The sequence below is a fragment of the Streptomyces sp. NPDC006393 genome, from assembly GCF_040628575.1.
Taxonomy (GTDB): domain Bacteria; phylum Actinomycetota; class Actinomycetes; order Streptomycetales; family Streptomycetaceae; genus Streptomyces.
Genome location: NZ_JBEXZD010000033.1, coordinates 38,456 through 52,592 on the forward strand (window position 1 = coordinate 38,456; position 14,137 = coordinate 52,592).

Below are 14,137 nucleotides of genomic sequence, written 5' to 3' on the forward strand. Positions count from 1 at the left end.
CCGGCCTCCGCGACGGCCCGGGATGCCGGTTTTGGGTAGGTTCCCGACATGACCAAGGCCGGACCCACCGCGGCGGCGCCACCCCCCTCCGCGCCACACCCCTCCGCACCGACCGCCGCAGTCCGTCTCCCCCGTCGCCGCGGCGTCGAACTCTCCCTCATCGTCCTCGCCGTCCTGCTGTCCGTGTACGGCTACTGCGCCGTCGGCCTGGCGAAGCACGGCACCGTCCCGCCCGGCGCCGCCGGCTACGGCGCCGGGCTCGGCGTGCTCGCGCTGCTCTCGCACACCGCGGTGCGCCTACGGGCGCCGTACGCCGACCCGTTGCTGCTGCCGATCGGCGTGCTGCTCAACGGGCTCGGTCTGGTGCTGATCTACCGGCTCGACCTGGAGACGCCGGGCGAGGAGGCCGCGCCCGCCCAACTGGTGTGGTCCACCCTGGGCGTGGCCCTGTTCACCCTGGTGGTGCTGGTGCTGCGCGACTACCGGTGGCTCCAGAGCTACTCCTACGTCAGTGTGGTCGCCGCGCTCGCCCTGCTCACACTGCCCATCCTCTTCCCTCCCCTGAACGGCGCCCGCATCTGGATCCGGGTCGGGGGGTTCTCCATCCAGCCGGGCGAGTTCGCCAAGGTGCTGCTGGCGGTGTTCTTCGCCGCGTACCTGGCCGCGAACCGCGGCGCGCTGACGTACACGGGCGGCAGGAGGTGGTGGCCGCGGCTGCCGCCGGGGCGGGTGCTCGGGCCGGTGGTCACGATCTGGCTGCTGAGCGTGGGCGTGCTGGTGCTGGAGCGGGACCTCGGGACCTCGCTCCTCTTCTTCGGGCTGTTCGTCGTGATGCTGTACGTCGCCACCGGCCGCACCGGCTGGATCGCGGTCGGGCTGATGCTCGCGGCGGCCGGGGCGGTCGCCGTCGGCTGGCTGGAGCCGCATGTGCACAGCCGGGTCGCGGAGTGGCTGCACCCGTTCGCGTCCATCGAGGCCGGACAGGGGCCGGGGCAGGTGGCCCAGTCGCTGTTCTCGTTCGCGGCGGGCGGGGTGCTCGGCCGCGGGCTGGGCCTCGGCCACTCGATCCTGGTCGGTTTCGCGGCCAAGTCGGACTTCATCCTGGCCACCGCCGGGGAGGAGCTGGGGCTGGCCGGGCTGTCCGCGGTCTTCCTGCTGTACGCGCTGCTCGTGGAGCGCGGCTACCGGGCGGGTCTCGCGCTGCGCGACCCGTTCGGCCGGCTTCTCGCGGTCGGGCTCGCCTCGATCGTGGCGCTCCAGGTGTTCGTGATCGCGGGCGGGGTGACCGGGCTGATCCCGCTGACCGGCATGGCGATGCCGTTCCTGGCGCAGGGCGGCTCGTCGGTCGTCACCAACTGGATGATCGTGGCGCTGCTCATCCGGGTGAGCGACGTGGCACGACGGCAGTACGACGGGAAGGTGGCCCCGTGAACCGCGGGGAACGCCCCGGGGAGGCCGTCCGGTGACCCGGTACATCCGGCACGCCGCCGCCTTCTGCGTGCTGCTGCTGGTGGCGCTGCTGGTGAACACGGCCTGGCTCCAGGTGCTCCAGGCTCCCTCGTACGGCGTGAACCCGGCCAACCGGCGCCCCACCATCGCCCGTTACGAGCAGCCGCGCGGCGACATCCTGGTCGGCGGCCGGGCGGTGACGGGGTCCCGGGACACCGGCGAGCAGCTGCGCTACGAACGCACCTACGCCGACGGTCCGTTGTACGCCCCGGTGACCGGGTTCGCCTCCCAGCGGTACGGGACGACGTTCCTGGAGCACTCCGAGGACGAGGTGCTGTCGGGCACGGACCCGATGCTGGCCGGATTCCCGCTGTGGGACGGCTTCACCCGGGGGCAGAGCCCCGGCGGCAACGTGGTGACGACGCTGAACCCGGCCGCCCAGCGGGCGGCGTTCGACGGGCTGGGCACGCGCAAGGGCGCGGTGGTGGCACTCGAGCCGACGACGGGCCGGGTGCTGGCCCTGGTGTCCACGCCGTCGTACGACCCGGCGGAGCTGTCCGGGAACGGGCCGGCCGTGGCGGCGGCCTGGGCGCGGCTGAACGACGACCCGGAGAAGCCGATGCTGAACCGGGCGGTGCGGCAGACGTATCCGCCGGGTTCGACGTTCAAGGTGATCACCGCGGCGGCGGCGCTGGACGCGGGGGTGGTGCGGGATCTCGACGCCCGGACCGACTCCCCGGACCCCTACCGGCTGCCCGGCAGCACCACGAGGCTGGTCAACGAGGGCGAGGGCTGCCGGGACGCCTCGCTGCGCTTCGCCTTCGAGTGGTCGTGCAACACGGTGTTCGCCAAGCTGGGCGTGGACGTGGGCGCGGCGGGCATGGAGGCGGCGGCGCGGAGCTTCGGCTTCGACGACCCCACGCTGGGGATCCCCTTCTCGGTGGTGCCGAGCACGTTCGACGCGCCCGAGGACCGGGCGCAGCGGGCACTGTCGTCGATCGGGCAGTACAACACGCGGGCCACGCCGTTGCAGATGGCGATGGTGGCGGCGGCGGTGGCCGACGGGGGGCAGGTGCGCACGCCGTATCTCGTGGAGCGGACCACGCGCCGCGGCGGGAGCACGGTGTCGGCGGCCGGTTCACGGGCGGCGCGGCAGGTGATGCGGCCGACGACGGCGGTGCGGCTGCGGGAGCTGATGACGGACGTGGTGGAGGAGGGCACCGGCCGCAACGCAGCGATCGCGGGCGCCACGGTGGGCGGCAAGACCGGTACCGCGCAGCACGGCATCGGCAACCAGGGCACTCCGTACGCCTGGTTCATCTCCTGGGCGCAGGGCGACGAGGACCTGGATCCGCGGGTCGCGGTCGCCGTGGTGGTGGAGGACGCGTCGGCGCGGCGCGGCGACATCAGCGGCGGCGGCACAGCGGCGCCGATCGCGAAGGCGGTGATGGAGGCGGTGCTGCACTCGCCTCCGGCGCGCTGACTCCCGCACCCGCCTCCGGCAGGCCGGCTCCCGCACCCGCCTCCGGCAGGCCGACTCCCGCACTCACCTGCGGCGGGCCGCCTCCTGCCCGCCCGCCCGATCACTCGTCGAGGCGTCGGCCCTCCTCGATGGCCTGTTCCACCTCCGCCACCCGTTCCTTCTCCTCCGCCGCGAAGCGCTCGGCGTCGAGTCGTTCGGCGATCTCCTCGTCCTGGGCCATGAGCAGGTCCAGGTTGGAGTCGCCCAGTTCGAAGACCCCCATGTCGACGTAGGCCTCCTGGAGGCGTTTGCCCCACAGGCCGATGTCCTTCACGCAGGGGACGATGCGGCTGAACAGCAGCCGGCGGAAGAGCTGGAGGAACTCGGAGCGCTCGCTGAGCTGTTCGGCCTCGGCCTTCGGGATGCCGAAGTTCTCCAGGACCTCCACCCCGCGCAGGCGGTCGCGCATCAGGTAGCAGCCCTCGATGACGAACTCCTCGCGTTCACGCAGTTCGGCGTCGGTGAGCTGCCTGTAGTAGTCGCGCAGGGCCATGCGGCCGAAGGCCACGTGCCGGGCCTCGTCCTGCATGACGTAGGCGAGGATCTGCTTGGGCAGGGGCTTGTTCGTGGTGTCCCTGATCATCCCGAAGGCCGCGAGGGCCAGCCCCTCGATGAGGACCTGCATGCCCAGGTAGGGCATGTCCCAGCGGCTGTCGCGCAGCGTGTCGCCGAGCAGGGCCTGGAGGTTGTCGTTGATCGGGTAGACCATCCCGATCTTCTCGTGCAGGAAGCGGCCGTAGATCTCGGCGTGCCGGGCCTCGTCCATGGTCTGGGTCGCCGAGTAGAACTTGGCGTCCAGGTCGGGGACGGACTCCACGATCCGCGCGGCGCAGACCATCGCGCCCTGCTCGCCGTGCAGGAACTGGCTGAACTGCCAGGACGCGAAGTGCCGCCGCAGCTCGCCCTTGTCGGTGTCCGTCATCTTCGCCCAGTACGGCGTGCCGTAGAGGGTCATCGCCTCCTCGGGCGTGCCGAGCGGGTCGTGGGGATCGACCTCCAGGTCCCAGTCGATACGTTTCTGCCCGTCCCACTGCTTGTCCTTGCCCTTCTGATACAGGGCGAGCAGCCGGTCGCGACCGTTGTCGTACTCCCAACTGAAGCGGGCCGCCCCGCTCGCGGGCACCTGCCAGTGCGCGTCTCCCGGGTCCCTCGCGTACAGGTCGTAGGTCGGCATACCTCGCAGGCTCACACGTAGACGCCGAGTCAACAAGTCGTGTGCGAGGGATTGACGGGCTTGCTGACAGGCAGTCTTATAAGAGGCGGGTGATCTGACCCGCGAGTAACCACGTAACCGGCCACGCCGGCCACGATCCCGTACGACGAGGTGGGACAGCCATGACGACCGTGACGGAAGCCGACGCGCTCGCCGGACTGCGCGACGCGCTCGGTCTGCTCAAGGACCGCGAGCAGGTCGCCGAGCGGCTGCTCGACTCCTCCGCCAAGCACTCCTTCGACCCGGACAAGGAGCTGGACTGGGACGCTCCCTTCGAGGAGGGCAAGTGGTTCTGGCCGCCGGAGCTGGTGTCCCTGTACGACACACCGCTGTGGAAGCGGATGAGCGAGGAACAGCGGATCGCGCTCTCCCAGCACGAGGCCGCCGCCCTCGCCTCGCTCGGCATCTGGTTCGAGCTGATCCTGATGCAGCTGCTGGTGCGGCACATCTACGACAAGGCCGCCACGAGCGCGCACGTGCGCTACGCGCTCACCGAGATCGAGGACGAGTGCCGGCACTCGAAGATGTTCGCCCGCGTGATAGCGCGCGGCGGCACGCCCTGGTACCCGGTCAGCCGCGTCCACCAGAACCTCGGCCGGCTCTTCAAGACGATCTCCACCACCCCCGGCTCCTTCACCGCCACCCTGCTCGGCGAGGAGGTCCTGGACTGGATGCAGCGGCTGACGTTCCCGGACGAGCGGGTGCAGCCGCTGATCCGCGGGGTCACCCGCATCCACGTGGTGGAGGAGGCGCGGCACGTGCGCTACGCCCGTGAGGAGCTGCGCCGGCAGATGCTGACCGCTCCGAGGTGGTCGAAGGAGTTCACCCGGGTGACCTCCGGCGAGTTCGCACGGGTGTTCTCGGTGGCCTTCGTCAACCCCGAGGTCTACACGAACGTGGGCCTGGACAAGCGGGAGGCCATGGCGCAGGTGAAGGCGAGCGGGCACCGGCGCGAGGTCATGCAGACGGGCGCCAAGCGGCTGACGGACTTCCTGGACGACATCGGCGTGCTGCGGGGTGTCGGACGGCAGCTGTGGCGGTCGTCGGGGCTGCTGGCGTAGCCGGGCCGGCCCGGACCGCGAAGATCCTGGACCGCGCAGGTCATGAACGGGGAGCGGGGGCGGGGCCGCGCGGGCGGGACGCCCGGCTGGAGAGGCCGGTCAGCGATTACGCTGCCCGTCATGAGCCCTGCCGCGTCCACCCCCGCCTACCGCCGCCTCAGCGTCGAGGAGCGGCGTGCTCAGCTGCTCGACGCGGCGCTGTCCCTCTTCGCGCACCGGGCGCCCGAGGACGTGTCGCTGGACGACGTGGCGGAGGCAGCGGGGGTGTCGCGCCCGCTGGTGTACCGGTACTTCCCCGGCGGCAAGCAGCAGCTGTACGAGGCGGCCCTGCGCTCGGCCGCCGAGGAGCTGCGGCACTGCTTCGACGAGCCGCGCGAGGGCCCGCTGCTGCCCCGCCTCGCCCGTGCCCTGGACCGCTATCTGCGCTTCGTGGACTCGCACGACGCCGGCTTCACCGCGCTGCTCCAGGGCGGCAGCGTGGTGGAGACGTCCCGGACGACCGCCATCGTGGACGGTGTGCGCCGGGCCGCCGCCGAGCACATCATCAGTCACCTGGAGGTCACGGACCCCGGGCCGAGGCTGCGGATGACCGTCCGGGTGTGGATCACGGCTGTGGAGGCCGCCTCCCTGATCTGGCTCGACGAGGACAAGCAGCCGCCCGCCGAGGAGCTGCGGGACTGGCTGGTCGAGCAGTTCGTGGCCGTCCTGAACGTCACCGCCGCCCGGGACCCGCAGACCGCCGCGCTGGTGCGGGCGCTCGTGTCGGCGGATGGCTGACACTGGTGGCGTGAAGAGCGAAGACACCCCGTTCGAGGGCGGCCCCATGGACGGCCGCGTGCTGCCCGTGCTGGTGGGGCCCACCGGGAACCCTCCGAAGACGTATCGCATCCCGGTCCCGGACGCGGCGGGCGGGCCGCCGATGGTGCTCGTCTACCGCCGGGTGCCGCGGGGGCACGGCAAGAGGCTGGGCCTGGTGCGGGGGTGGAAGTACGAGTTCGATCCCGAGGGGGAGTCCGGGCCCCGGCTGAAGTGGCCGTGGTCCCGGCCGGCGCCCCGAAGCGGCTCGCGGAGCAAGCCGGGTGACACGGACGGGTGATCGCGGTGCGCCGCATGGCGCAGACCTGACCCACATCGTCGGTTCATAGGCCGAATCCTCACGGGTGGGGAGCGGAAAGACCGCCCCCGCACCGGAGGTGATGACGTGTCAGGACGGGTGCTGCGACTGGTGTGCACGGCGGCGGTGGCGGCGCAGGCCGCTCTCGCTCCGACGGCCGCCACGGCCGTACCGCAGCCGCTGCGACAACCCCAGCCACAGCCACAGCCCCAGCCACAGGCGCTGTTGCAGGCGCAGCCATCGCGCCCCTGGCCGTACGGCCCGGCCGGCCCGCTCCGACAACCCGGCCCGTCCGGCCGGCCCGGACCACAAGCGGAGCCGGGACAGGCGGGGCAGGCGGGGCAGGCAGGGCAGGCAGGGCAGGCAGGGCAGGCAGGGCAGGCAAAACAGAACGGCCGGCCCGCGCACCGGTCCACCGCCGGCCTGCTGAGCGACTTCCAGAAGCTGTACCGGCAGGCCGAGCAGGCCGCCACGGCCTACAACACCCTTGCCGCCCGGCTGAAGAAACAGCGGATCGTCGTCGAGCGGCTGGACGCCGGCCTCGCCCGGGCCCGGTCCGCCCTGCGCGGCAGCATGGGCGACGCGGGACGGCTCGCCCGCCTCCAGTACCAGGGCAGCAGCGACTTCTCCCCCTACCTGCGGCTGCTGCTGGCGCGCGATCCGCAGGACGCGCTGGAGGCGGGGCAGATGCTCGGGCGGCTGTCCCGGGAACGGTCCCGGACGGTGGGGCGGCTGGCCGCGAACGAGCGGAAGGCCTCCGAGCTGGCCCGCGCGGCGCGCACGGCGTACGACGCGCAGCTGATCCTCGTCCGGAAACAGCAGCGGGCCCGCGACGAGGTGCGCAAGCGGCTGCTGGAGGTGGAGAAGCTGCTCGCCTCGCTCAGCGCCCGGCAGCTGGCGGCGCTCACCGCGGCCGAGCGGAGCGGGAAGAGCGGTGAGGGCGGGATCAGCGAGGCCCAGCGGGAGCTGCTGGCCGCGGGGGCGCTCGTGGCCGGCAGACAGCCGACCGCGCAGGGCGAGAAGGCGGTGCGGTACGCGGTGCGGCAGCTGGGCAAGCCGTACGTGTGGGGTGCCGAGGGCCCGGACGGGTACGACTGCTCGGGGCTGACCTCGAAGGCCTGGGAGCACGCCGGGACACCGATCCCGCGGACCAGCCAGGCGCAGTGGGCCCGGCTGAAGCGGGTGCCGTTGAACGACCTGCGCCCCGGCGACCTGGTCGTCTACTTCCCCGGGGCCACGCACGTCGCCCTCTACCTCGGCGGCGGCATGGTGGTGCAGGCGCCCCGGCCCGGCGCCCGGGTGAAGGTGTCGCCGGTCGGGTCCAACCCGGTGCTGGGGGCCGTGCGGCCCGACCCGGGCGGGAAGCCCCTGCGGCGCTATGTGCCGCCGAGGCTTCCCAAGAGTGCCCTGCGTGGTTCGGACGCGGGCTACTACGCGGCCGGTCCCCCTGCGACCTCGGCCAGGTAGGCCTCGGTCCTGGCCGGCTCGTAGAAGAAGTTCTCGAAGTCGGCCGGGTCGTTGAAGGCGTTGGCGAAACGGTCGGCGACCGGCTGGAGCTGACCGGCGGCGCCGATCAGGTTGAGGATGTGCTCCGGCGGCGGGGCGAGCATGGCGTTCGTCCACTTGGTCACGTGCTGGGCCGTGTTCCAGTAGCGGTCGAACGTCTGCCCCATCCACTCCTCGTCGAACGGCTTGTCGCCGTGTTCGAGGATGGACGCCAGGTAGGCGGCGGCGCACTTGGAGGCCGAGTTGGAACCCTGGCCGGTGATCGGGTCGTTGGCGACCACGACATCGGCCACGCCCAGCACCAGGCCGCCGCCGGGCAGCCGGCCGACCGGCTTGCGCACGGTCGGGGCGTAGCGGCCGGCGAGGGTGCCGCCGGCGTCCGTCAGCTCGACCTTCGTGGCCCGCTCGTACTCCCACGGCGTGAACGTCCGCATCAGGTCCAGGGTCAGGGCCAGGTGCTGGTTCGGGTCCTTCACGCCCTGGAACGCGTCGAGCGGGCCGCCGGGGATGCCCTCCCAGAACAGGATGTCGGCGCGGCCGGAGAGGGTGTACGTCGGCATGATGAACAGCTCGCCGACGCCGGGGACCAGGTTGCAGCGGACCGCGTCGAACTCCGGGTGCTCCGGGCGCGGGCCCAGACCGTGCACGTACGCCACCGCCAGCGCGCGCTGCGGCTCGCTGTACGGGGACCGCTCCGGGTCCCGTTCGAACATCGACACCAGCTCGCCCTTGCCCGCCGAGACCAGGACGAGGTCGTAGGCGCGGGAGAAGTAGTCGAGGTCCCCGACCGCCGCGCCGTGGATGACCAACTGGCCGCCGCGCTGCGCGAAGGTCTCCATCCAGCCGGCCATCTTCACCCGCTGGTCGACCGACTGCGCGTACCCGTCGAGCCTGCCCACCCAGTCGATCGCGCGTGCCGCGGGGCCCTCGCTCCAGGAGCCGGGGGCGGCGACCGAGACGCCGAGTCCCTCGATCCTCGGGGCCTGGGACTCCCAGAAGTTGAGCTGCAGGTCCCGCTCGTGCTGGAGCGCGGTGTGGAACATGCACTGCGTCGACATGACCCGGCCGGAACGGATCTCGTCCGCGGTCCGGTTGGACATCAGGGTGACCTCGTACCCGTGCGACTGGAGGCCGAGGGCGAGCTGGAGACCGGACTGGCCGGCTCCGACGACGAGTATCTTCCGCATACGGGTGCTGTTCTCCTACTCGGGTGTTTCGTCCAGCGCGTGGCCGACGAGGGACAGCAGCGTCTCGATCACCGAGATCCGCCGCCTCGCGTCCATGATCATGACAGGTATGTGTGCGGGGATCGTCAAGGCCTCCCGCACGTCCGCCGGTTCGAACAGCTCGCTGCCGTCGAAGTGGTTGACCGCGACGACGTACGGCAGCCCGCAGCTCTCGAAGTAGTCGAGGGCCGGGAAGCAGTCCTTCAGACGGCGGGTGTCGGCCATGACGACGGCGCCGATGGCACCGCGCACCAGGTCGTCCCACATGAACCAGAACCGCTGCTGGCCTGGCGTGCCGAACAGGTAGAGCACCAGGTCGTCGTCGAGCGTGATGCGGCCGAAGTCCATGGCCACGGTGGTGGTCAGCTTGCCGGGCGTGGCGGTGAGGTCGTCAGTCTCCGCGCTGGCCTCGGTCATCAGCGCCTCGGTCTGCAAGGGCGTGATCTCCGAGACCGCGGTGACGAGGGTGGTCTTGCCGACACCGAATCCCCCGGCCACCACTATCTTCGTGGCGATGGGGGCCCGGGTGCGGTCCGTCTGCCAGGACCTCAGGTCCTCATCGGTGTCTTCAAAGACGACGGAGTCCACTCAGCACCCTTTCCAGCAGAGCGCGGTCCGGACGGCCGGTGCCGTGACCGGTTCCGGTGCCGTACACACGGATCTTTCCCTGGTCCGCCAGGTCACTCAGGAGCACCCGGACCACGCCGAGCGGCATCTTCAGCAGCGCGGCGATCTCGGCCACCGTCCGCATACGGCGGCACAGTTCGACGATGGCCCGCATCTCCGGCATCACCCGGCTGCTGAGGTAACCGCCGCTGCTCAACGCGTGGGCGGTGCCCCCGGTCAGCTCCTTGCGCTCCTCGGGGGCTTCCAGCGCGGCCGTGCTCCCGACGAACGTCTCCACGAGGAGGACATGGCCGAAGCGGGTACGGCCGCCGGTGAGCGAGTAGGGGCGCACGCGGGCGGGTTTTCGGTCCCCGCCGCGGACCGGGAGCTGGTGTTTGGGCCTACCGCTCATCGGGCTGCTCATGGCACTGCTCATCGGGCACTCCCCGCCGACTCGGACTCCAGTGACCTCCGCAGTTCGCTGCGGAGTTCGGGCGTCAGGACGTGTCCGGCGCGGCCCACGAACAGCGCCATGTGGTACGCCACCACGCTCATGTCGCACTCGGCGGAGCCGTGCACGCCGAGCAGCGAGCCGTCGCTGATCGACATCACGAACAGGCTGCCCTCGTCCATCGCGACCATCGTGTGCTTGACCCCGCCGAACTCCATGAGCCGGGCCGCTCCGACGGTGAGGCTGCCGATGCCGGAGACGATGGTGGCGAGGTCGGCGGCGGAGCCGCGCGGGCCGCTGCGGGCCGCCGTACGGCTCTGGCGGGCCTCCTCGATACGGCCCTGGTCGGAGGAGAGGAGCAGCAGACCGTCGGAGGAGACCACGGCGACCGACTCGATGCCGGGCACCTCCTCGACGAGGTTGGTCAGCAGCCAGTGCAGGTTGCGGGCCTCACTGCTCAGTCCGAAGGTGGTGGACGCTGTCAACTGCTTGCCTCCTCGACTGTGCCCCCCGTGGCTTCCTCGGCGTGTGTACGGCTGGAGGCCGGTGCTGGCCGCTGGTGCTGGGCCGTCCGTTCCGCGATCTCGGCCTCCACGTCGCGGTGGCCCGCCTGCGCGCCCTGGCGGAAGCCGCCCAGGCGGCGGCGGAGCGCCTCGGCGTCCACCGAGCCGGTGCGCTGGCGCGGGGTGTGGGTGGGGGTGGTGAGCTTGGGGGTGCGCTTGGGGAGCCCCTTGGCGGTGACGGGCTCTTCGGGGGCGCGGGTGTGTTCGGCCTCGGCTTCGCCGCCGGCCGCGATGGTGCTCCCGACCGCACCGCCCGTGCGGGCTTCGTGGCCGGGTGCGGGTGGAGTCTGGGGGGCCGGCTCGCGGCCGGCGGCCTCGCGGTCGACGGGCTCGCTGGCGACGGCCTCGCGGTCGACGGGCTCGCGGCCGGGGGCCTCACGGCCAGCGGGCTCACGACCAACGGCCTCACGACCAACGGGCTCACGACCAACGGCCTCACGACCAACGGGCTCACGACCAACGGCCTCACGACCAACGGGCTCACGGCCGACGGCCTCACGACCAACGGGCTCACGGCCGACGGCCTCACGACCAACGGGCTCACGGCCGACGGCCTCACGGTCGACGGGCTCGCGGCCGGCGGGCTCGGGTCGTGCGGGCCGTGCCTGCGCGGGGCCGGCGTCCGGCTCGGGGCGTGCCTGCCGGCCGTCCCGCTCGGCCGACGGGGACGGGATCAGCAGGGTCATCGTCGTCTCGGCCGGGGACTCCGGTGGCGTTTCGACGACCGGAGGCTGCGGCTCCCTTTCGGTGACCGGGGGCTGCGCCGCCGACTCGGCGACGTGCGGCTGTGGCGCCGTCTCGGCCGGCGCCTCCGCCGCTGAGCCGGCCGCGGCCTCCGCGGCCTCCGACTGCCGTACCGTCCGCTCCGCCAGGGCCACCAGTGGGTCGGTGGCGCCGTCCTTGGGGCGGGCGTGCAGGACGTTGGAGTTGACCTCGGCGTCCGCGCCGGGGAGGGAGAAGGTTCCGGTGCCGCCGTGGGCCGGTCCCGTCGCGGGCGCGGCGGAGGCGGGGGCCGCCGCCAGGAGCGGCTGGGGTACGACGACGACCGCCGCGATGCCGCCCTGCTTCTGCTCGCGCAGCCGCACCCGGACTCCGTGCCGGTGGGCGAGGCGGGCCACCACGTACAGGCCGAGGCCCAGGCCGGTCTCGCCCTCCTGGTCGTAGGGGGCCTCCGGGTCGAACTCGGCGAGGCGGTCGTTGAGGCGGCTCAGCCGGTCGCCGGCCATGCCGATGCCCTCGTCCTGGACGGAGAGCATGATCTCGCCGTTCTCCAGGAGCCAGCCGGAGACCTCCACCGGCTGGTCGGGCGGCGAGAACGACGTGGCGTTCTCCATCAGTTCGGCCAGCAGGTGGGAGAGGTCGTCGGCGGCGAAGCCGGCCACGTGCGCGTGCGGCGGCAGCGCGGCGATGCGGACGCGCTCGTAGCGTTCGATCTCGCTGACCGCGGCGCGTACCACGTCGACCAGCGGGACCGGACCGGCGTGCTGCTGGACGTGCTCGGTGCCGGCCAGGACCAGCAGGTTCTCGCTGTGCCGGCGCATGACCGTGGCGAAGTGGTCGAGCTTGAAGAGGGTGGCCAGGCGGTCCGGGTCCTGCTCGCGCTCCTCCAGGCCCTCGATGACGGCGAGCTGCCGCTCGACCAGGCCGAGGGTGCGCAGCGCCAGGCTGACGAACGTGGAGCCGATGCTGGTGCGCATCCGCTGGAGCTGGGCGTGCGCGGCGGCGAGTTCGGCGCGCAGCTCCTCGCGGGCGTCGGCCATCTTCTGGCGCCCGCCGATCAGGTGCTTGCGGTCGGCCTCCAGGGTGGCGACCCGTTCGGCGAGGGCGGCGGCCTGCGTGTGCAGGGTGTTGACGGAGCGGACGACCTGGGCGAACTCGTCGTTGCGTCCGGTGAACCTGATCGGCTCCTCGACGCTCACGTCCTCGGCGCCGGCCAGCCGGGCCGAGCCGAGGCGGAGCACGGCCAGCGGGCGGGTCAGGGTGCGGGCGAGCGCCGTGGCGACGCCGATGGCGACGAGCAGCAGGGCGCCCAGGAGGGCGATGCGGATCTCCAGTGCGGTGACGTCGTCGTCGCGGAGCTTCGCCAGGTCCTTGGTGCGGTGGTCGTAGAGGGACGCCTCCACGCCGCGCATCAGGTCGGCGCGGGCGCTGAGGGCGGCGTCCGCCTTCTTGGTGCTGGTGGCCAGGTCGGAGTCGGACAGCGTCGGCTGGTCGGTGAGCTTGGCCAGGTAGCTCGCGGCCGAGTTCACCTCGGGGCCGGTGACGGTGGAGTCGTAGGAGGCGCGGGCCTCCTCGGGGGCGGTGGCGCGGAACTCGGCGAGGGCCGCGTCGGAGCGGACCCGGGCCTGCTGGGCGGCGGCGGTGAGCGCGTCGCGCTGCTTGGTGTCGGCGTCGGTGGAGCTGGTGACGGTCGTGGGCAGGCCGGTGACCGGGCTGATCACGGTCTGTGTGGAGCGGGGCACGTTCAGGGCCGCGAGGAGCAGCCCGCGGGCGGCGGCGGCCTGCTGCACGGCGGTGTCGAGCTCGGCGAGGGCGTGCGCTCCGGAGCCCGCGCGCGGGGGCATCTGCTCGGCCAGCTGCTCGGCGAGCTTGTGCAGCTCGGCGATGGTGGCGGAGTACGCCTGATGGGCCTGGAGGGCGCTGCTCTGACCGGTGAGCGCCGAGCGCCGCACGGCGGCGATGCCGTCCAGGTCCTGGCGCAGCCAGGCGGGTGTGTCGGTGGCGGTGCGCAACTCCTCGACCTGGCGGTCCACGCGGGTGCTGCGCTGCTCCGAGGGCGCCTTGGACCTGGGGCGGCCGGCGGCGACGTAGGAGGTGACCTCGTCGCGTTCGTCGGCGAGCGCGTGGGCGAGGGCGAGGGCGTCCTGGGTCTGCCCGGCGAGCGTGACCAGGTCCTGGGAGTCGCTCAGCTGCCCGGAGGCGGCGATCACGGAGGGGGCGCCCGCCCCGGCCACGGCCGCGGCCACGACGGCGACGGCGGCGATGAGGCGGTTGCGTACGTGGGTCGGGCGGCCCTTGCCCACCGGGACGGCGGGCCGGTCGGTGGCGGCGGGGGTGCCGGGCGTGCTCTCCGGGCTCCTCCCGGTGGCCGTCTGCTTGCCTGTGCGCCGAGGCCGCGTCTTCTGCACCGGTGCTCGCATTCCTGTACTCGTGTACTCATGGGCCCGGGTGGCGCCCCGTCACCTGGTGCGACTGGTGCGTACACCCTCCCCCGGCTCTCGGCTGCGCCCGAGCAGGGGACCTGCGTCGGTCTCCGACCCTCCCAGTGCCGGTGGGCAGTGGGCCCGCATCGTCCGACCGGCCACCCGAAGGAGTGAACATCGGAGGGGAGTTGGCGGGCAAGTTCCCCTGGCACGGACGCGGTATGCCCACGGCGGGCCGGTTGGACGTCGGCGGCAGGCTTTGACAGTATTCGCCGCCACGCCT

At 72.6% G+C, this 14,137-nt stretch carries 12 protein-coding genes; 6 read left to right on the top strand and 6 right to left on the bottom strand.

From position 1 onward, the window contains the following. The first annotated feature begins 48 nt into the window (after nt 1-48). Both ABZ484_RS16345 and ABZ484_RS16350 read left to right on the top strand, forming a co-directional pair. On the top strand, nt 49-1,431 hold the full coding sequence (locus tag ABZ484_RS16345; protein WP_358866550.1) for an FtsW/RodA/SpoVE family cell cycle protein: 1,383 nt from the start codon (nt 49-51) through the stop codon (nt 1,429-1,431). A 31-nt stretch (nt 1,432-1,462) separates the two neighbouring features. Further along, entirely contained in the window at nt 1,463-2,932 is a 1,470-nt protein-coding gene (locus ABZ484_RS16350) for a penicillin-binding transpeptidase domain-containing protein (RefSeq protein ID WP_358866551.1), read from the top strand. 100 nt (nt 2,933-3,032) lie between these two features. Here the strand turns inward: ABZ484_RS16350 and ABZ484_RS16355 are convergent, their stop codons facing one another. Beyond that, on the bottom strand, nt 3,033-4,145 hold the full coding sequence (locus tag ABZ484_RS16355) for a ferritin-like domain-containing protein (protein ID WP_358866552.1): 1,113 nt from the start codon (nt 4,143-4,145) through the stop codon (nt 3,033-3,035). A 161-nt stretch (nt 4,146-4,306) separates the two neighbouring features. Between ABZ484_RS16355 and ABZ484_RS16360 the strand changes: the two genes are divergently transcribed. From ABZ484_RS16360 to ABZ484_RS16375, 4 genes are all read left to right on the top strand, one after another. After that, nucleotides 4,307-5,245, top strand: coding sequence for a diiron oxygenase (locus ABZ484_RS16360; protein ID WP_358866553.1), 939 nt, complete (start codon nt 4,307-4,309; stop codon nt 5,243-5,245). A gap of 120 nt (nt 5,246-5,365) precedes the next feature. After that, entirely contained in the window at nt 5,366-6,022 is a 657-nt protein-coding gene (locus ABZ484_RS16365; protein WP_358866554.1) for a TetR/AcrR family transcriptional regulator, read from the top strand. Nucleotides 6,023-6,032: 10 nt separating this feature from the next. Continuing rightward, entirely contained in the window at nt 6,033-6,341 is a 309-nt protein-coding gene (locus ABZ484_RS16370) for a hypothetical protein (protein WP_358866555.1), read from the top strand. Nucleotides 6,342-6,446: 105 nt separating this feature from the next. Beyond that, complete coding sequence (locus ABZ484_RS16375; protein ID WP_358866556.1) at nt 6,447-7,826, top strand: NlpC/P60 family protein; 1,380 nt, start codon at nt 6,447-6,449, stop codon at nt 7,824-7,826. Here the strand turns inward: ABZ484_RS16375 and ABZ484_RS16380 are convergent. From ABZ484_RS16380 to ABZ484_RS16400, 5 genes are read right to left on the bottom strand one after another with little or no spacing between them, the layout of a single operon-like run. After that, nucleotides 7,790-9,052, bottom strand: a complete 1,263-nt coding sequence (locus ABZ484_RS16380) for a styrene monooxygenase/indole monooxygenase family protein (protein WP_030170380.1) — start codon at nt 9,050-9,052, stop codon at nt 7,790-7,792. The two genes, ABZ484_RS16375 and ABZ484_RS16380, sit on opposite strands and share 37 nt — an antisense overlap. A 15-nt stretch (nt 9,053-9,067) precedes the next feature. Beyond that, nucleotides 9,068-9,679 carry an ATP/GTP-binding protein gene (locus ABZ484_RS16385; RefSeq protein ID WP_358866557.1) on the bottom strand — a complete coding sequence of 204 codons (612 nt, stop codon included), beginning with the start codon at nt 9,677-9,679 and terminating at the stop codon, nt 9,068-9,070. Beyond that, entirely contained in the window at nt 9,660-10,109 is a 450-nt protein-coding gene (locus ABZ484_RS16390; protein WP_358866577.1) for a DUF742 domain-containing protein, read from the bottom strand. The genes ABZ484_RS16385 and ABZ484_RS16390 overlap by 20 nt, the downstream gene beginning before the upstream one ends. 20 nt (nt 10,110-10,129) lie before the next feature. Then, nucleotides 10,130-10,633 (bottom strand): roadblock/LC7 domain-containing protein, encoded by a 504-nt coding sequence (locus ABZ484_RS16395; protein WP_358866558.1) that lies wholly within the window; start codon nt 10,631-10,633, stop codon nt 10,130-10,132. Beyond that, a complete protein-coding gene (locus ABZ484_RS16400) occupies nt 10,630-13,839 on the bottom strand; it encodes a nitrate- and nitrite sensing domain-containing protein (protein WP_358866559.1) in 3,210 nt (1,069 codons plus the stop codon). Before ABZ484_RS16400 ends, ABZ484_RS16395 begins: the two co-directional genes overlap by 4 nt. Between the last annotated feature and the right edge of the window lie 298 nt (nt 13,840-14,137).